15 protein-coding genes are annotated in these 17,201 nt (G+C 66.7%); 5 read left to right on the forward strand and 10 right to left on the reverse strand.

The features are described from left to right. The first annotated feature begins 4 nt into the window (after positions 1-4). The gene (locus tag PSPA7_RS10015; protein WP_041025311.1) at positions 5-2,263 is read left to right on the forward strand and encodes an ATP-binding protein; all 2,259 of its coding nucleotides are present in this window, start codon (positions 5-7) and stop codon (positions 2,261-2,263) included. 3 nt (positions 2,264-2,266) lie between these two features. Here PSPA7_RS10015 and PSPA7_RS10020 read toward each other — a convergent pair whose 3' ends face one another. From PSPA7_RS10020 to PSPA7_RS10035, 4 genes are all read right to left on the reverse strand, one after another. Further along, a complete protein-coding gene (locus PSPA7_RS10020) occupies positions 2,267-3,598 on the reverse strand; it encodes a deoxyguanosinetriphosphate triphosphohydrolase (protein WP_003152062.1) in 1,332 nt (443 codons plus the stop codon). Positions 3,599-3,717: 119 nt separating this feature from the next. Continuing rightward, positions 3,718-4,041, reverse strand: a complete 324-nt coding sequence (locus tag PSPA7_RS10025) for a hypothetical protein (protein WP_012075112.1) — start codon at positions 4,039-4,041, stop codon at positions 3,718-3,720. A gap of 13 nt (positions 4,042-4,054) precedes the next feature. Beyond that, positions 4,055-4,435, reverse strand: a complete 381-nt coding sequence (locus tag PSPA7_RS10030) for a phage holin family protein (RefSeq protein WP_012075113.1) — start codon at positions 4,433-4,435, stop codon at positions 4,055-4,057. Between the two features lie 3 nt (positions 4,436-4,438). Beyond that, complete coding sequence (locus PSPA7_RS10035) at positions 4,439-4,768, reverse strand: ElaB/YgaM/YqjD family protein (protein WP_003091262.1); 330 nt, start codon at positions 4,766-4,768, stop codon at positions 4,439-4,441. Between the two features lie 465 nt (positions 4,769-5,233). On the opposite strand from PSPA7_RS10035, the gene PSPA7_RS10040 reads away from it, so the two are divergent. After that, positions 5,234-6,442, forward strand: a complete 1,209-nt coding sequence (locus tag PSPA7_RS10040) for an ammonium transporter (RefSeq protein WP_012075115.1) — start codon at positions 5,234-5,236, stop codon at positions 6,440-6,442. Between the two features lie 153 nt (positions 6,443-6,595). Here the strand turns inward: PSPA7_RS10040 and opdQ are convergent, their stop codons facing one another. The 4 genes from opdQ to PSPA7_RS10060 all read right to left on the reverse strand — a co-directional run bounded on the left by opdQ (position 6,596) and on the right by PSPA7_RS10060 (position 10,440). Beyond that, positions 6,596-7,861 (reverse strand): porin OpdQ, encoded by a 1,266-nt coding sequence (gene opdQ, locus PSPA7_RS10045; RefSeq protein WP_012075116.1) that lies wholly within the window; start codon positions 7,859-7,861, stop codon positions 6,596-6,598. 168 nt (positions 7,862-8,029) lie between these two features. Beyond that, positions 8,030-8,896, reverse strand: a complete 867-nt coding sequence (locus PSPA7_RS10050) for an MBL fold metallo-hydrolase (RefSeq protein WP_012075117.1) — start codon at positions 8,894-8,896, stop codon at positions 8,030-8,032. Further along, positions 8,896-9,828, reverse strand: coding sequence for a pyridoxamine 5'-phosphate oxidase family protein (locus PSPA7_RS10055; protein ID WP_012075118.1), 933 nt, complete (start codon positions 9,826-9,828; stop codon positions 8,896-8,898). The genes PSPA7_RS10050 and PSPA7_RS10055 overlap by 1 nt, the downstream gene beginning before the upstream one ends. 15 nt (positions 9,829-9,843) lie before the next feature. Continuing rightward, positions 9,844-10,440, reverse strand: coding sequence for a glutathione S-transferase family protein (locus tag PSPA7_RS10060; protein ID WP_012075119.1), 597 nt, complete (start codon positions 10,438-10,440; stop codon positions 9,844-9,846). Positions 10,441-10,608: 168 nt separating this feature from the next. On the opposite strand from PSPA7_RS10060, the gene PSPA7_RS10065 reads away from it, so the two are divergent. From PSPA7_RS10065 to PSPA7_RS10075, 3 genes are all read left to right on the forward strand, one after another. Then, complete coding sequence (locus PSPA7_RS10065) at positions 10,609-11,166, forward strand: TetR/AcrR family transcriptional regulator (RefSeq protein ID WP_012075120.1); 558 nt, start codon at positions 10,609-10,611, stop codon at positions 11,164-11,166. Between the two features lie 44 nt (positions 11,167-11,210). Then, positions 11,211-11,450, forward strand: a complete 240-nt coding sequence (locus PSPA7_RS10070) for a glutaredoxin family protein (RefSeq protein ID WP_003154221.1) — start codon at positions 11,211-11,213, stop codon at positions 11,448-11,450. A 366-nt stretch (positions 11,451-11,816) separates the two neighbouring features. Further along, positions 11,817-13,217, forward strand: a complete 1,401-nt coding sequence (locus tag PSPA7_RS10075) for a cytochrome b6 (RefSeq protein WP_049792032.1) — start codon at positions 11,817-11,819, stop codon at positions 13,215-13,217. A 36-nt stretch (positions 13,218-13,253) separates the two neighbouring features. On the opposite strand, the gene PSPA7_RS10080 is transcribed toward PSPA7_RS10075, so the two are convergent. Beyond that, positions 13,254-13,721 carry an SRPBCC family protein gene (locus tag PSPA7_RS10080; RefSeq protein WP_012075123.1) on the reverse strand — a complete coding sequence of 156 codons (468 nt, stop codon included), beginning with the start codon at positions 13,719-13,721 and terminating at the stop codon, positions 13,254-13,256. 34 nt (positions 13,722-13,755) lie between these two features. Continuing rightward, positions 13,756-17,193: an amino acid adenylation domain-containing protein gene (locus tag PSPA7_RS10085; RefSeq protein ID WP_012075124.1), complete on the reverse strand. Its 3,438-nt coding sequence runs from the start codon at positions 17,191-17,193 to the stop codon at positions 13,756-13,758. Between the last annotated feature and the right edge of the window lie 8 nt (positions 17,194-17,201).

The following is a 17,201-nucleotide window of genomic DNA, read 5'->3' on the forward strand; positions in this document are numbered from 1 at the left end:
GCGAATGAAGTTCCACAAGCGCGCCGCGTGCCTGAGCCTGTTTCTCGTGTTCGTCTTCATGGCGGGACATGTCCTACCGTCGAAGGCGGAAAGTCCCGGATACCCACCGGCGGTTCCCGCTACCGTTCCTCCCGTCCCCGAACCGGGGCGCGCGCTCGGCGCCGCTTCGGTTTCGCGGGCATGGCAGTTGTCCGCCGAAACCCCGGCACGCCTCCCCGTCGACGGCTTGCGTTCGCCCACCCCGTCCAGCCTGATGCTCGGCCTGCTGGTGGCCTGCCTGGCCAGCGTCGCCTGCCTGGCCTGGAATACCGTGTTGCAGCTCAGGCTCAGGCGCTGGCAGCGCACCGAGGCCGATCTTAGCGATCGCCTGGCATTGAAGCAGGCGCTGGTCGACGGGATTCCCTATCCGGTGAGCATCCGCACGCTCGACGGACGCCTGCTGGCCTGCAACCGGAATTACCTGGACAGCCTGCGCATGACCCGCGAGCAGGCGCGCGGCACCCTGCTGACCGATTCCGACTGGGTCGAGGGCGGCAAGGCCCGGCTCATGCACCGGCAATGCCTGGCGGTGGCGCGGGGCGGGACGGCGAGTTTCACCGACATGACCGTGCGCATCGGTGGCCAGCTGCTGGAAATCCACCACTGGGTCACGCCCTACCGGGACCGCCAGGGACGGGTGCTCGGCCTGATGAACGGCTGGATCGACATCACCGAGCGCGAACGCCTGGCTCGCCAGTTGCGCGAAGCGATGCGCCAGGCGGACGAGGCGAACCGGGCCAAGAGCGTGTTCCTGGCGACCATGAGCCACGAGATCCGTACGCCGATGAACGCGGTCATCGGCATCCTCGAGCTGGTATTGCAGCGCCTGACGCCCGGGCAACCCGAGCGCGCCTCGCTGGAAGTCGCCTACGAGGCGGCCGGTTCCCTGCAGTTGCTGATCGGCGATATTCTCGACGTCGCCAAGATCGAGTCGGGCCACCTGATCCTCACGCCCGAACGGGTTCGCCTGCGCGAAGTGGTGGAGTCGGTGCGCCGCATGTTCGAAGGCCTGGCCAGGCAGAAGGGGCTGCGGCTTGGCGTGGAACTGGGCGACACCCCCGGGTGTGACGTGCTGATCGACCCCTTGCGCTTCAAGCAGGTGCTGTCGAACCTGGTGAGCAACGCGATCAAGTTCACCGAGCAGGGACAGGTGACGATCCGACTCCAGGAGAAGAACCTGGACGAGGGGCGGGCGGTCGTCCGGCTGGCGGTCGAGGACACCGGCATCGGCATCGCGCCGGCCGACCAGGCGCGCCTGTTCCAGCCTTTCATCCAGGTGGCCAAGGGGCGCACGGTACAGGGCGGGACCGGCCTCGGCCTGGCGATCTGCCGCAAGCTGGTGGACCTGATGGGGGGCGACATCGAGATGCACAGCGAGCCGGGAAAGGGGACGCTGGTCTCGCTGGACCTGCTGTTGCGCCGGTGCGGAGCGAAAACGCCGGAACCCGGCCACGAGTCGCTGGTTCTTTCCAGCGAGCCGCCGCGCCGCTTGCATGTCCTCATCGCCGACGACTATCCGCCCAACCGGGTACTGCTGCGCCAGCAGCTGGAGTTCCTCGGCCACCGGGTGGAAGAGGCGGAGGATGGGCAGGTGGCGCTGGAATTGTGGAGCGACGATCATTTCGACGTGCTGATCACCGACTGCAACATGCCGCGCCTGAACGGCTACCAGTTGGCGCGCGACGTCCGCGAGCAGGAGCGGCGCGAACGTCGGGCGCCGATCCTGATCCTCGGCTACACCGCCGACGCCGAGCCGGACGAAGTGCAGCGCTGTCGCGAAGCGGGCATGGACGATTGCCTGTTCAAGCCGCTTGGCCTGGAAACGCTGCGCAACTATCTCGCGGCTTCCTTCGCCCAGGTCGCCGCGCCAGCCCAGGGGCTCTACGACGCCAGCACCCTCCATGCGCTCGGTGGCGGGCGTGCGGAGCGGGTCCGGGAACTGCTGGAAACCCTGCTCGACAGCAACCGGCACGATCTGCAACTGCTCGCGGCATTGCTCGACGGGGCCGACAGGGCCGGGCTCGCCGATCACGCGCACCGGATCAAGGGCGCCGCGCGGATGATCGAGGCGCGCGTGCTGCTGGAGGCCTGTGTGGCGCTGGAGCAGGCCTGCCGCCAGGGCGAAGGCGATGAGCGCCTGCGGGGACTCGCCGAGAAGCTCCGGCTGGCCCTCGAGGCGTTGCAGGAGGAGCTCCAGGAGCAACTGGCGGCGTCGGTGGTGTGAGGCTCAGACCGGGCTCGAGCGCCCGGTCATCTCCCGGGCCATTTCCGTGGCGTAGCTGTCGGTCATCCCGGCGATGAAGTCGATCACCTGGAGGAAGGCGCGGTACAACGGCCACTGCGGATCGGGCGCGTTGCGACCGAGCAGGTCGAGGATGCGGCGGCTCTTGAACGACGGCGTATGCCCGCCGTATTGCTCCAGCGCCGCGCCGCAGAAGGCGTTGAGGAGGATTTCCAGGGTGGTGTAGGCGCCGATCTCGTGAAGGGTCTTGCGCTTGTCCTGGAAGATCTTTTCCCGGGCGATGGCCTTGGCCCGCTGCACGCAGAGCTTGGCCGGCCCGTGCATGTGCTCCACCAGGTCGCCGCCGAGGCGCCCGGCGAGCAGGGCCTGCTGCTGGTCGACGAAGGCGCGGGCGGCGGCGTTGGTCAGGTGCTCGATGGCCTTGCCACGAAGGATCGCCAGCTTGCGCCGCCGAGAATCCCGGGGGCCGAGCTGGCGATAGGTGTCGGGCAGGTCGTCGCCGACCAGCCCGAGCAGCAGCGCCTCGACCTCGCTGTATTCCAGCAGTTCCATCTCCAGGCCGTCCTCGAGGTCGATCAGGCCGTAGCAGATGTCGTCCGCCGCTTCCATCAGGTAGACCAGAGGATGGCGTGCCCATTGTTCATCGTCGAGTTGCGGCATGCCGAGCTTCTGGGTGATCTGTTCGAGCAGCGGCAACTCGCTCTGGTAGCAGCCGAACTTGTGCTTCTTGTAGCCCAGCGATTCGGCGTGGCGCGAGGTCCAGGGGTACTTCAGGTAGGTGCCGAGGGTGGCGTAGGTCAAGCGGGTGCCGCCGTCGAACTGGTGGTATTCGAGCTGGGTGAGGACCCGGAAACCCTGGGCGTTGCCCTCGAAATGGAGGAAGTCGGAACGTTCGGCATCGCTCATCTCGTCCAGCCAGCCGCGTCCGGCGGCCTGCTGGAACCAGTTGCGGATGGCGTCCTCGCCGGAATGGCCGAACGGCGGGTTGCCGATGTCGTGGGCCAGGCAGGCCGACTGCACGATCACCCCGAGATCACTGGGGTCGCACCACTCGGGCAGTTCGTCGCGGAGGATCTCGCCGACCCGCATGCCCAGCGAACGGCCGACGCAGGCGACTTCCAGCGAGTGGGTCAGGCGGGTATGGATATGGTCGTTGCTGGAGACCGGGTGGACCTGGGTCTTGCGTCCCAGGCGACGGAACGCGCCGGAGAAGATGATCCGGTCGTGATCCTTGTGGAAGGCGCTGCGGCCCAGTTCATCGTTGCTGTGTACCGGCTTTCCGAGCCGTTCGCGGGTGAGCAGGGTCTGCCAGTCCATCGGGAATTCCAGGAATGCGCTGAGGCGATGCGGACACGCTAACGGTTTGCCCCGGCAAGCTCAATCGTCGCGTGGGGCGGCAGTGGGAAGGCGCCGACCGCTACCGGTCGGCGCGACCCTCAACGGCCTTTCTGCTTGCGCAGGCCAAGCAATAGCGGGGCCAGGGTGACGCCCAGGCGCAGCAGGCGCTGCCAGCGTCCGCCCTTGCCAAGCAGTACGCCCAGCAGTGCGGCTCCGCCGGCACCCCACAGCGCCGCATTGCCACCGCCGAACAGTTGCTGGCTGAGGTTGTGGCCCAGCCCCTGGGCCTGGCGGAAGGGCTGCACCAGCAGTTGGCCTTCGCGGCGCAATTGCTGGCGCTGCATTTCCAGGCGCAGACGGATCACCGCCTTGCGCAATTCACGACGCGACAGGCCGGTCGCGTTCACCGGTAGTTGGCTCATGCGCGTTTCCTTGTCATGGCAGCAGTCGCTCGCGGTCGTTGGCCAGTTCTTCCAGGGTGGCGCTGAACGGCGAGCTTTCGTCGTTGATCGACTGGTACAGGCGCCAGCCGCAGTACAGCGAGCCGATCACGTAGAACAGGCACAACCCGAGCGCCGCGGCGAGCCGGTTGGTGTCCCAGAACACGATCAGCACCAGCAGTGACAGGCCGACCAGCAGGAGCAGGGCGAATACCAGGGCCAGCCCGGCGAACAGCAGCAGGCGCAGGGTGTTGGCCTTCTGTTCCTGCAGCTCGATGCCGAACAGCTCGACATGGCCGTGCAACAGGCCGAGGAAGGCGGCGCCGAAGCGCCGCAGGGAGGGGCGGCCGTCGGCCGGATCCTTTCCTTCGCTCATGGCTCAGCGCCGGCTGACCAGCAGGCCGAGCAGGAAGCCGACGCCGGCGGCGATGCCGATGCTCTGCCACGGATGTTCGCCGACGTAGACCTCGGTGGCATCGACGGCGGCCTGACTGCGCTCGCGGACGTTGTCCTTCAGCGAGTCCTTGGTGTCGCGCAGGGTATCGCGGGCGCGCTTGAGGCTGTCGTGGATCTTGCCGCGAATCTCTTCCGCCTGATCGCCCGCCACGTCGGCGGTGCTTTGCAGGAGTTTCTCGGTGTCGGCGACCAATGCCTGGAATTCGGCCAACAGTTCATCCTTTGCAGCGTTTGCAGTGGTCTTGCGGGGCATGACGAGCTCCTCAGGTCATGGGGTGTGTTTTTTCGAGCCAGGCGCGGGGCGGAAGGTTCAACCGCTCGTTGATTTCCGGGTGGGCGCCGGCGTCGCGCATCGTTGCCTTCATTAAAGACTGCCATGGCGGGGTTGTCGGCGCGGCTGCGGCGAGATGACGCCCGTGGCAATGCCTCGCGACGGGGCGCGAGCTGGTACAGCGCTTGCAATCCCCTGGTGCGGTCCCCGGCTGGGGCGCCCCGTCCGGGGGCGCCAGGCGAAGCCGGAGGGTACCCCGGCAGGACGCCCAACCCAATGAAAACCAAGGAAAGTACCGAATTTTTCCATGCCTCCGCGGAAACCTGAACAGCGGCCTCGGGCCACCCTCGACGGATCCGACGAGGGTTTCTGCTTCGTCATGGTGCGTGACGAGACGGCAATGGGCATTTGTGGTGCTTCCGTTCCACCTGAAGGCTGCCTCCCTCCATGGATAACCTGAATAGCGCGGTGCAAGTCCTGATCCACGGCTCCAATACCCTGTTCATCCTGCTCGGGGCGGTGATGGTGCTGGCGATGCACGCCGGCTTCGCCTTCCTCGAGGTCGGCACCGTGCGCCTGAAGAACCAGGTCAACGCCCTGTCGAAGATCCTCTCCGACTTCGCCATTTCGGTGCTGGCCTATTTCTTCGTCGGTTACTGGATCGCCTACGGCGTGACGTTCTTCCATCCGGCGGCGGCGCTGACGCTGGACAACGGTTACGCGCTGGTGAAGTTCTTCTTCCTGCTGACCTTCGCCGCGGCGATCCCGGCCATCATTTCCGGCGGCATCGCCGAGCGCGCCCGTTTCGGTCCGCAGCTGTGCGCCACGGCGCTGATCGTGGCCTTCGTCTATCCGTTCTTCGAAGGCCTGATCTGGAACGGCAATTTCGGCCTGCAGGAATGGCTGAAGCTCGAGTTCGGCGCGGCTTTCCACGATTTCGCCGGCTCCGTGGTAGTCCATGCCGTAGGCGGCTGGCTGGCGCTGGCGGCGGTCCTGCTGCTGGGCAGCCGCAACGGCCGCTATCGCGATGGCAAGCTGGTGGCGATGGCGCCGTCGAATATCCCGTTCCTGGCGCTGGGTTCGTGGATCCTGATCATCGGCTGGTTCGGCTTCAACGTGATGAGCGCCCAGACCCTCGCCGGTGTCAGCGGGCTGGTGGCGGTCAACTCGCTGCTGGCGATGGTCGGCGGCACCATGGCTTCGCTGCTGATCGGCCGCAACGACCCGGGTTTCCTGCACAACGGTCCGCTGGCCGGGCTGGTGGCGGTGTGCGCCGGCTCCGACCTGATGCATCCGATCGGCGCCCTGGCCACCGGCCTGGTAGCTGGCGGACTGTTCGTCTGGGCGTTCACCGCGACCCAGGTGCGCTGGAAGATCGACGACGTCCTCGGCGTCTGGCCACTGCATGGCCTCTGCGGAGTCTGGGGCGGGATCGCCTGCGGGATCTTCGGCCAGCAGGCGCTGGGCGGGCTCGGCGGGGTGAGCCTGGCCAGCCAGGCGATCGGCAGCCTGCTGGGGGTAGCGGTGGCGTTCGTCGGCGGCCTGCTGGTCTATGGGGCGATGAAGGCGCTGCTGGGTATCCGCCTGAGCCAGGAGGAGGAGTACTACGGCGCGGACCTGTCGATCCACAGGATCGGTGCGGTCAGTCACGAATGAGAGGAGCGGCTCCGCCGGACCTGAGGCATTAACCGCCCTGCGCGGCGCGGGACGAGGCGTTCCGGTAGCCATGAAAAAAGGCCACCCGGGGGTGCCCTCTTCGTTATGGTGCAGGGCGGATGACCGCGGCGCGGTCAACCGCCGGGCCCGCCGTTACCAGAGCGGCAGCGTGTAGCTGACGATCAGGCGGTTCTCGTCGTAGTCGTTGGTGTAGTTGGTGCGCATCGTCGCGTTACGCCACTTCACCCCGAGGTTCTTCAACGGGCCGCTCTGGAACACGTAGGCGATGTCCATGTCGCGCTCCCATTCCTTGCCTTCGCCCGAGGTGGTCAGCAGGTCGATGTTGTCGCCCTTGACGTAGCGGGTCATGAAGGTCAGGCCGGGAATCCCGATGCCGGCGAAGTTGTAGTCGTAGCGTGCCTGCCAGGATTTCTCGTCCTTGTTGGCGAAGTCGCCGATCTGGATGAAGTTCACCAGGTAGGGGTCGGCGCCGTTGATGTAGGCGAAGCCGGTGTCGCCGCTCATCTTCTGGTAGCCGACGCCGAAGGCGTGGTAGCCCAGGCTGTAGGTGAACATGGCGTTGAGCGCCTTGTTGTCGACGTTGCTGGAGCCGTCGTCGGTGGAGCGCGCCCAGCGGATATCGGACTTCAGCGACTGCTTGTCGGCGATTGGCAGGGTGTGCACCAGGCCCAGGTAGTGCTGCTTGTAGAAGTTGTCGAGCTTGCCGAAGTGGTAGCTGGTGCTGAGGTTGTCGGTCCACTTGTAGCTGCCGCCGGCGAAGTCGAACTTGTCCGAGGTCAGCCCGGAACGGACCACGATGTTGCGCTTGCCGCCGCCGGTGATGGTCATGTCCTCGTTGTCCGAGGAGTCGCGCTGGTTGACCTTCTTCAGGCGCCCGGCATCGAGGGTCAGGCCGTCGATCTCCATGGAGTTCAGCGCGCCGCCCTGGAAGGTCTGCGGCAACAGGCGGCTGTCGTTGGGCATGATCACCGGCAGCTTGGGGGTCAGGGTGCCGATCTTCAGGGTGCTCTTCGACGCCCGCAGCTTGGCGGTGATCCCGGCTTCGCCGTAGTCGTCCTGGGCGCGGCCGCTCTCGCGGTCGCGCTTGAGCAGGCCGGTGCCGCTGCGGTCAGGGCTGGAGTCGAGTTTCACTCCCAGCAGGCCGATGGCGTCGACGCCGAAACCGATGGTGCCCTCGGTGTAGCCGGACTCGTAACGCAGGAGGAAGCCCTGGGCCCACTCCTCGGCCTTGGACTGGCTGGCGCCTTCCTGGCGGAAGTCCCGGTTGAAGTAGAAGTTGCGGAGTTCGATGCTGGCCTTGCTGTCCTTGATGAACTCGGCATGGGCCAGGGATGGGACGGTAATGCTGGAACCCAGCGCGGCAAAAGCCACGGCACGGGCGATCGGGGTCATGCTCATTGTTATTGTCTCCTCGAGCGCTTGGGGCAGGCCGATGACGGCGGCGTGACACCGTGTCGGCCTGTGACAGCCCGGTTACTTAAGCACTACGGGAAGACCGCCACTGTTAGACATTAGTCGAGGGTAGCCGAGAATTGGCACGAACCCTGTCTAGGACGGGCTTTGCGGCTACTCCAGCCAGGTCGGGAAATAGCCCAGGGCGGCCTGGATCCGCGCGTCGTGCGCCGGAATCACGCTCAGCCGCGGGTCGCTGCGCAGCAGCAGGCGGATCTTCGCCAACTGCGCGAGAGTGCGCTCGGGGTCGCGATCGACCAGGGCGCGCCCGGCGAAGAATTTCTGCCGCGGGCCTTCGACGCCTTCGAGTCGCCAACTGGTGTCGCCGCTGAAGAACAGCCGGCGCCCGCTGTCGAGGGTGACGAACAGACCGACCGAGCCGGGCGTATGGCCGGGCAGGGGGACCAGCACCAGGCGGCCGTCGCCAAACAGGTCGAGGCTTTTGTCGAAGCCCATGAACGGCGTCGGATCGAAGCTGTAAGGCCGCCAGCGCACGCCATGGCGGAACTGGCTGGGGAAGGCGGCCGGCGGGGTGGCGATGCGGCTGAAGGCGATCTCCTCGTAGGGTGCCCAGACCGGTACCTCGGGGAAGTCGACCAGGCCCGAGGCATGGTCCCAGTGCGCGTGGGACAGCAGGATGCGATCGACGCGGATACCGGCGGCGTCCAACTGGTCGCGCGCCGGGACGACTTTCTGGTAAGCGAACAGTGGCGCCGCCCACCAGGGCATGTCGGTGCGGAACTGGGCGTCGATGTCGCGCCCCAGGCCGGTATCGAAGAGCAGGGTGGCGGCGTGGTGCTCGATCAGAACCGCCGTATGGCTGAGCGGTACCCGGCGCACCCAGGAGCCGCCGTCGACGGTGAGCGCATCGAGGGTCTCCACTCCCGAGGTGCGCAGCAGGGCGACGCGCATTTCCGCCGCCTGCACCGGCAGGACGAGAAGAGCGATCAACAACGAGGCAAGGCGATACAGGAAAGGCATCAATATTCACCGGAAGGAAGAAAAGGGGATGGCTGGGGCGCGCCGAACGCCAGCGGCAGGCGACCGCGCCGCCAGCGCCAGGCCACGGGGCGCAGCGCCAGCAGGCGCTCGGCGCCAGCGGGCCAGGGGATTGATGGTTGCGAACCCGGCCAGAACAGCTCGGCCTCGGCGTGCAGGTGCAGCAGGTCGCCGTTGTCGAAGTCGATGAACAGCAGGCCGCAGCGAGGCTCCTGGAGCAGGTTGCCGAGGGTATTGAACAGGCGGTTGCCGGCGTAGTCGGGCAACCACAGGCGGCCATCCGCGCCGAGCCGGAGAAAGCCCGGCGGTCCGCCGCGATGGGAGACGTCGACGCCGCCTCGCAGCGGGTCGGCGTGCTGGCTGGCGATGAACAGCGTGTCGCTGCGCGCGACCAGGGCCAGCCAGCCTGGGTCGGGACCTTTACCTTCCAGCATGGGGCCCGGGGCTCTCGGGCCGGGCTGGTAGCTACGAGCCTGGATGTACTTCGGGCAGTTGCCGAAGGACTGTTCGACGCCAACCGTGAAGCCCTCTGCGTCACGCGCCAGGACCCGGCCGTTCATGCGGTTGCGGCGACGGGTCGGCAGCTCCAGGCCGAGGATGCCGAGCCGAGCGCCGGCTTCGAGATGGGGCGCCAACGGGTCGTCCGCTTCCGGCAGGCCGTCGATGCGCAGGCGCGTCGGTTGCGGCGAATGGACGAAGCCGGGATCGCCCCAGAGCAGCGAGGCGCTGGGCTGGCCCGTGGAGTCGAGACTGCCGACCAGCAATATCGGCAGTTGGGCGAAGAATTCCCGGTGCTGCTCCGGCATGAAGGCGCGAATCGCCCGGCTGCCGAAGCCGGCGACCTGCTCGCGGACCCCGGCGCGTTGCTGGATCGCCAGTTCGCCGGGATGAAAGGGGCCTCGCTCCTCGTTCATGCGGCCTCCTGTCGTCTACAGGCCGGGCATCGGAATGTAGCCGGGCAGGGCGCGAATGCGCGCGAGCCAGGCGTTCAGCGCCGGGTAGTCGTCCAGCGCCAGGCCGCCTTCGGGGGCCAGCGCCAGGTAGGGATAGAGCGCTACGTCGGCGATGCTCGGCAGCTCGCCCTGGGCCAGCCAGCGATGCCCGGAGAGGTGGCGATCCACCAGTTGCAGCACCTCCAGCCCCCGGCGCCGGGCCAGCTCCCCATCCAGGGGCAGGTTGAAGCGGGCGATCAGGCGCGCGCTGGCCGGACCGTTCTGCACCTCGTTGGCCGCATAGCTGAGCCAGTGGGCGATGCGGCCCTGGCTGGCGGGGTCGAGCGGATACCACTCGGGGCTGGCGTAGCGGCGTGCCAGATAGACCAGGATGGCCTGGGAGTCGCCCAGTTGCAGGTCGCCATCCTCCAGCACCGGGATCTGGCCACGGGGATTCATGCGCAGGAAGGCCGTGGTCTTATGTTCGCGGTTGGCGATGTCGACCGTGAGCAGGCTCACCTCGCGACCGATCAGGGCGAGAAAAAGGCGGACCTTGTAGGCGTTGCCGGAGAGATCCAGGTCATAAAGTTTCATCGGAGGGTTCCAGTGTGTGGGTGGTGTCTGCTGGATATTAGACAGACAGGTCTGTATATTTCAAGCCACCTTTTCGCCTTTTCCTGCCGGTATTCGAGGCGAGAGCGATGCAGAGCGGTTCAAGGGGGCGGCAGGCTCGCGCATAATGGACCGCTCAGGAGGCTTTCCATGACATCCCGCAAACGCGAGCAACTGCTCAGCACCGCCGTCGACCTGTTCTATCGCGAGGGCTACCACGCCACCGGTATCGACCGCATCCTGGCCGAGTCCGGGGTGGCGAAGATGACCCTGTACAAGCACTTCCGGTCGAAGGACGAACTGATCATGGCCGCTCTGGAAGTCCGCCGGCAGCGCACGGCCGAACGTATGCTCGAGGCCGAGGGGCTGCTCGAGCCGCGCGCGGCGATCCTGGCGGTCTTCGACGGCCTGCAGGCGTTCCTCCAGGACGAAGCCTTTCGGGGCTGCGCCTTCATCCATGCCGCTGCCGAATTCCACGAACGCTCGCACCCGATTCACCGCCAGGCGGCCGAACAGAAGGCCTTCACCGAGGCCTATTTCCTGCGCCAGCTGGAGCGCCTGGGCGTGGCACAGCCGGCGCCGCTGGCGCGGCAACTGCAATATCTGATGGAAGGCGCGCTGGTGATGGCGCATATCCACGGCCCCGGCGAACAGGCGCAGGAAGCGCGACAGGCGGCCGAAAGCCTGCTGCAGGTCGCCGGCGCCTGAGCGCCGGTGCTACCATTCGCGGCGAATACCTGCAGGTTCGTTCAATGCTCCCTGAATGCCAGCTCTTCGGAACCCTCGGTTGCCATCTCTGTGAAGTCGCGGAGGGGGTGCTGATGCCCTTCGTCGAGCACGGCCTGCTGGTCGAGCTGGTGGACATCGCCGACAGCGAGACCTGGGTCGCGCAGTACGGCTTGCGGATCCCCGTGCTGCGCCGGTGCGACAACGGCGCCGAGCTGAATTGGCCATTCGAGGCCGAGCAGGTGGCCGCCTTCCTCGCTCATTGAGGCCGGACTCATTCGCGCTAATCGAAGCGCTGCTGGTAACCCCGCGTTCTATGCGCAAACCGACCGGTATCCCCTTCTTTCCCCGTAGCCGGCGGCGCGCCTGGCGTCGTCCATGCTGGCGAAGCGATGCATAGGCATTTGCCAATGGTTTTCATAGACTGAGCCTATTTGCTGGCGCGGCTGCGCTCGGCTAGGCCTGAAGGCGATGGATAAACCCTGAGTTCCCTTCAGGACTGACTGGAAACAGCCGGGAACCCGCGTGGCGCAGGATGCGCCGCAGGTCGATCGGCTCGCCGCGGCGGGCTGCCGGGGTGTGGGGTCGGGAAGACGAGGCTCGGCGTTTCCTCATGAGAGAGAGGACGCCTGATGAATATGCCTGCCTGGAAGCGCCATGCCCTGTGGGCCATGCCGCTCGTCCTGGGGTTGCCAGTCTCCGCCGCCGCGGAGGAGCAGCCAAGCAAGACCTCCAGCTACATGCCGGTGGTGATAAACGAGGATTTCGCCGCCATCATGAAGCGCATGACGGCGAACAAGCCGTCGATCGAGCAGACCCACAAGACCCTGCTCGAACAGCGCTACGACCTCAGCGACCGGCCGGCCAAGGAGGCCAGCATGACCCGTGGCAAGCCGCTGCAGGAGGGCGTGCGGGTGAAACTGCCGGCCGGCACCGACTGGGACGAGCTGGCCCGCCTGAGCCCGGAGGAAATCCGCAAGCAGGGCCTGTTCCCCGGCGGCTTCCTGCCGCTGCCGCATCCCAACCACGCCGAAGGCGGGATGGTCTTTCCGAAATTCCTCATCGACGAGGTCAAGCGCCAGGAAAACCGCGACCTGACCCGCTTCGACCTGGACTTCGACCTGCCGGACCATTTCCTGCCCGAATTCCCGGCACCGATGTTCCTCACCACGCGGCCGGACCTGGGCGATGTATCCAGGGGCAGGCTGGTGACCATCGACAACTACTTCGAACTGTTCAACGGGATTCTCAATCCCAAGCAGCTGGAAGGCCTGCGCCTGCTGCTCACGGCCTTCCCGCAGCAGCAGTTCAACCTCACCGACGATCGCCGCAGCGAACACCCGAGCCGCGGCGTGGCCTGCTTCGACTGCCACGCCAACGGCCACACCAACGCCGCCACCCACCTGGCCGGCGACGCGCGTCCGCAGCCGTTCCGCCATCGCATCGATACGCCGACATTGCGCGGGGTCAACATCCAGCGCCTGTTCGGCTCGCAGCGGGCGCTGAAGACCGTCGAGGACTTCACCGAGTTCGAACAGCGGGCGGCCTATTTCGACGGCGATCCGGTGATCGCCACCAAGAAGGGCGTGAATGTCCTGGAGCGCGGCAGCCAGGTCCATTTCATGGGCGAATTCCAGGCGCTGCTGGACTTCCCGCCGGCGCCGAAGCTGGACGTGGAGGGCCGCCTCGACCCACGCAAGGCCAGCGAGCAGGAGCTGCGTGGCGAGAAGCTGTTCTACGGCAAGGCGGCCTGCGCCGGTTGCCATGCGCCGCCATATTTCACCGACAATCTGATGCACAACCTGAAGCTGGAGCGCTTCTACGATCCGAAGCTGGTCAACGGGGTGATGGCTGCCGCCGATGGACCGATCAAGACCTTCCCCTTGCGCGGGATCAAGGACTCGCCACCCTACCTGCACGACGACCGCCTGCTGACCCTGGAGGACACGGTGGAATTCTTCAACCTGGTGCTGGCACGCAAGCTGAACGCCCAGGAGAAGTCTGACCTGGTGGCTTACCTGCGTGCCCTGTAGGGGCCCGCCGCCGCGGTGGGCGGCGGCGGGTCCGGTTCAGGCGGCCGGGAACAGCGCCTTGACGTTCTGCATGGCGCCGTCGGCGAAGCCCTGCAGGAATGCCTGGAACCCTTCCAGGTCGTCGCCCTGGAAGGGTTCGCCGATGATCGTCCAGGTGGCCGTGGAGCGTTTCGGAGCGGTGCTTTCCACCGTCATCGAAGCCCACAGGTTGCCGATGTTCAGGCTGGTATAGAGCAGCGACCAGGTCATGTACATGGCCTGGTCGTCGCGCGAGTTGAGCTGTTCGATGACCACGTTGCCGTCCTTGAACAGCTTCTTGCGCACGGAGCGCACGCCGTTGCCGATCATCTCGATGTGCGACAGCGCAGGGATGAAGACCGGGAAGCCGGCGAAGTTGCCGACGATGTTCCAGACTTCCGCGGCGGCCGCGGGGATGTCGACCGCAGCGACGACCGGATGGCCTACCGGATTGCGGATCAGGGTATCGGGTTCGAAGGTTTTCATGCTGTCTTCCTTGTGGTTGGTTCAGGGGTTGGGTTCAGATGAAGTCGATCTCGCGCAGGTATTCGCAGCCCTTGCGCAACAGCGAACTGCTTTTCGCCGGGTAGCGCTCGCCCATGTTGAGGATTCCCGACAGGGCATTGCGGTATTCGATGAGGGAGATATCGCCGATGTCCTCCTCGAAACCGTCCAGGTAGAAACCGAGCACTTCGAACAGCGCGTTGTCCCGGTCGATCTGTCCGAGGAGTTGCTGCCACTGGGGCACCGGGACCATGTCGAAGCGATGGCCGATCTCGCGGAAGGCCTCCAGGTAGCCTTCCCAGCTCAGTGGCTCCGGGTTGTGCAGGTTGAATACCGCCCGCGCCGGATGGCAGCGACTGGCGTGGAAGGCGATGAAGCGGGCGAGGAAATCCACCGGCATCAGGTCGAAGTTGAGTGAAAGCTCGGGAACCTTGCGCAGTTGCAGAGAACCCTTGAGCATCAGCATCAGGCGGTTGCGATGCGGCTGGCAGACGCCGGTGCGGGTATTGAAAGTGATGTTGCCGGGACGGTAGAGGTTGACCTGCACCCCCTGCTCGCTGGCGCTCCAGAGAATCCGCTCGGCCACCCACTTGGTCAGGTTGTAGCCGTTGCGGATATAGATCGGCGGGGTGTGCGCCGGTGGACGCTCGAGCACGCGGCCGTTCTCGTCGACGCTGCTCGAGGCCGAAAGGGTGGATACGAAATTGAGGATCTTCTTGCTGCGCCCTTCGCAGAAACGCAGGCACTCGAAGATCGGCTCGACGTTGTCCCTTGCCAGCGCGGCGTAGTCGAGGACATGGTTGACGTTGGCGGCATTGTGGATCATGGCGCCATAGCGCAGGTCGAGATCCGTGTATACCGCTTCCGACAGGCCCAGGCGCGGCTGGGTGATGTCGGCGGCGTAGACCCTGACCCGCTCCAGGTCGAGACCTTCCAGGCGGTTGTCCGCCAGCGCGGCGATGAAGCGCTGCCGGGCCGCCTCGTCATCCTTCGCGCGGACCAGGCAGGCGATCTCGCTGGCGCCCCAGTCGAGCAGCGCTTCCACCAGGTGCACGCCGAGGAAGCTGTTGGCGCCGGTCAGTACCACCTTGTGCACATCGCCCATGCGGTTCAGCGGCAGCACGTCCAGTTGCAACGGGCGCTCGGCGTCGCGCAGCGCCTGCGGGTCGACGCCGCTGGCGCCGTCGCCGTCGGCCAGCAGGTGGGCGAGGGTCTGGATGGTGGGCGACTCGACGAAGCGATTGATCGGCACGCTCCTGCCGAAGCGCTGGCGCAGGCCGAGCAGCATGCGTGACAGCAGAATCGAATGGCCACCGAGGTTGAAGAAACTCTCGTCGATGGATATCTCGCTTTCGCCCAGTTCCAGCAGCTCGCCCCAGAGCGCCAGCAGACGCCGCTCTTCTTCCGTGCGCGGAGCCAGCCGCCTGGCCTGTTCGACTTGCGGTGGCGGCAGGTTGCGCAGGGCGTTGCGATCGATCTTGCCGTTGGCGGTTGCCGGCAACCGCGGGAGCACGACGCAGGCGCCGGGCTGCATGTAGTCGGGCAGCCGTTGGCGGGCGTGCTCGCGCAGGCGCTCGCGGGCGCTGTCGGCATCGGCCTCCAGCGGTTGGGCGAGATAGGCGAGGATGCGCTTGCGTTCGTCGATGACCACCGCGACCTGGCGGAACAGCTGGGCCTGGCGCAGGGTACTCTCGATCTCCTCGGGCTCGACGCGGAAGCCACGGATCTTGATCTGGTTGTCGCGCCGGCCGACGATCCGGATGCCATCGTCCTGCCAGCGGCACAGGTCGCCACTGCGGTAGGCCAGGCAGCGCTCGCCACCGGGCAGCTCCAGCGTGCGATAGCGTTCGGCGGTCAACTCCGGCGCGTTGAGGTAGCCGAGGCCGACGCCGGGGCCGACGATGTACAGTTCGCCGGTCTCGCCGTCGAGTACCGGGTCGTCGTGTTCGTCCAGGATCAGGATCCGCGTGTTGGCGATCGGCGCGCCGAGGTTGCGGTTGTCGTCGCCCGCGCGGAAGCGCCGGGTGGTCGCCAGTACCGTGGTTTCGGTCGGTCCGTAGATGTTGTGCAGCGCGCAGTATCCGGCAAGCTCGTCGATCACGTGCGGTTCGCAGACGTCGCCGCCGGTGACCAGGTGGCGCATGCCCTTGAGCGTGTCCAGCGGCATGATGCTCAGCAATGCCGGCGGGAGGAACGCATGGCTGACGTGCTGTTCGCCGATCAGGTTGGCGAGCCTTTGCGGATCGCGGCGGTCGTCTTCGTCGGGAACCACCAGCTCGGCGCCCTGGATCAGGGTCGGGAACAGGTCGAGCATCGAGGCATCGAAGCTGATCGTGGAGAACTGCAGGACCCGCGCGTCCTCGTCGACCTCGACGTGCGCGGCGTACCAGGCGCAGAAATGGCTGAGGTTGCCGATGCCCAGGAGCACGCCCTTGGGTTGCCCGGTGGTGCCGGAGGTATAGATCGCGACGCAGGGCGCTTCCGCCGGCCGCGACCGGCGCAGCAACTGCTGGCAGGGCGCCAGCGCCGTGCCGGTGCGACCATCGACACCGTGATGGAGATACTCCAGGCGGCTGATGTCGAGTCCCGGCAGCTCGTCGATGCAGGTGTTCGGCGAACCGTCGTGCAGCAGCAGGCGGGCGCCCGCGCTTTTCAGGATGGCGCTGCGGCGTTCGCGCGGGTGGCTCGGGTCGAGCGGCAGATAGACCGCGCCGCAGCCGAGCACGGCGAGTATGCCGGCGTACAGCGCAAGCCCCTTTTCCAGCGAGATTCCGATGATCGGCGGGCTGTCCGTGTCCGCGCCTTCCAGCAGGCTGTCCAGGCGCTCCTGGATGGCCAGGCTGTAGGCGTGCAGGGCGGCGTAGCTGACGCTCGCGCCGCGATGGCGCAGGGCGCTGCGCTCGGCGTGGCGCAACAGGCTTTGCGAGAGACGTTCGACGAACGAGCCGCCGGCCTGCTCCAGCAGGGCCTGGCAGCGGGTTTCGTTGAGGCGGTGGCCGAAAGCGTGGCGCTCCAGTTCGGACAGGTCGCGCAGATCCTCCGGCGTGGACGCGGAAGGAGCCTCGCGGAGCAGGCTCTCGCTGTCGCGGGAGTACTGGCCGATGACCGGGAGCACCAGGTCGAGCAGGGTGTCCACGGCTTCCCGCGTTTCCTCGGCGCCGTTGCCGGTCGCCGAGGCGGTCGTGCCGCCGCGGGCCACGCAGCGGCTGGCGGCGCCGGGTGCGCTGGCCAGGCAGAGCAGTTGCAGGCCTTGCGTCGTCGCACGCCAGCGCAGCGACAGGCGCGCGGCGGGGCAGTCGCTGGCGGGTGGCTGGCTGCCGTCGTCGATCAGCAGGTCCGGCGTTGCCGCCGCAACCTCGGAGAGGGTCACCGAGTGCCCGTGCTCCTCCAGCTCGGCCGCTAGCCGCAGCAGGGCACGACTGTGCCCCAGTAGTTGGATTTCCAGACGTTTCATTGCACTCA

Origin of the sequence: Pseudomonas paraeruginosa PA7 (assembly GCF_000017205.1) — a bacterium.
Classification (GTDB): domain Bacteria; phylum Pseudomonadota; class Gammaproteobacteria; order Pseudomonadales; family Pseudomonadaceae; genus Pseudomonas; species Pseudomonas paraeruginosa.

Bases quoted from the DNA above. Each gene is read 5' to 3' on its own strand.
- PSPA7_RS10050 (WP_012075117.1), bottom strand. From the start codon at position 8,896: ATGCCTTTCCTGTATCGCCTTGCCTCGTTGTTGATCGCTCTTCTCGTC.
- PSPA7_RS10020 (WP_003152062.1), bottom strand. From the start codon at position 3,598: ATGGACTGGCAGACCCTGCTCACCCGCGAACGGCTCGGAAAGCCGGTA.
- PSPA7_RS10080 (WP_012075123.1), bottom strand. From the start codon at position 13,721: ATGAAAACCTTCGAACCCGATACCCTGATCCGCAATCCGGTAGGCCAT.
- PSPA7_RS10070 (WP_003154221.1), top strand. From the start codon at position 11,211: ATGCTCCCTGAATGCCAGCTCTTCGGAACCCTCGGTTGCCATCTCTGT.
- PSPA7_RS10075 (WP_049792032.1), top strand. From the start codon at position 11,817: ATGAATATGCCTGCCTGGAAGCGCCATGCCCTGTGGGCCATGCCGCTC.
- PSPA7_RS10030 (WP_012075113.1), bottom strand. From the start codon at position 4,435: ATGAGCGAAGGAAAGGATCCGGCCGACGGCCGCCCCTCCCTGCGGCGC.
- PSPA7_RS10035 (WP_003091262.1), bottom strand. From the start codon at position 4,768: ATGCCCCGCAAGACCACTGCAAACGCTGCAAAGGATGAACTGTTGGCC.
- PSPA7_RS10065 (WP_012075120.1), top strand. From the start codon at position 10,609: ATGACATCCCGCAAACGCGAGCAACTGCTCAGCACCGCCGTCGACCTG.
- PSPA7_RS10015 (WP_041025311.1), top strand. From the start codon at position 5: ATGAAGTTCCACAAGCGCGCCGCGTGCCTGAGCCTGTTTCTCGTGTTC.
- PSPA7_RS10025 (WP_012075112.1), bottom strand. From the start codon at position 4,041: ATGAGCCAACTACCGGTGAACGCGACCGGCCTGTCGCGTCGTGAATTG.
- opdQ (WP_012075116.1), bottom strand. From the start codon at position 7,861: ATGAGCATGACCCCGATCGCCCGTGCCGTGGCTTTTGCCGCGCTGGGT.
- PSPA7_RS10085 (WP_012075124.1), bottom strand. From the start codon at position 17,193: ATGAAACGTCTGGAAATCCAACTACTGGGGCACAGTCGTGCCCTGCTG.
- PSPA7_RS10055 (WP_012075118.1), bottom strand. From the start codon at position 9,828: ATGAACGAGGAGCGAGGCCCCTTTCATCCCGGCGAACTGGCGATCCAG.
- PSPA7_RS10060 (WP_012075119.1), bottom strand. From the start codon at position 10,440: ATGAAACTTTATGACCTGGATCTCTCCGGCAACGCCTACAAGGTCCGC.
- PSPA7_RS10040 (WP_012075115.1), top strand. From the start codon at position 5,234: ATGGATAACCTGAATAGCGCGGTGCAAGTCCTGATCCACGGCTCCAAT.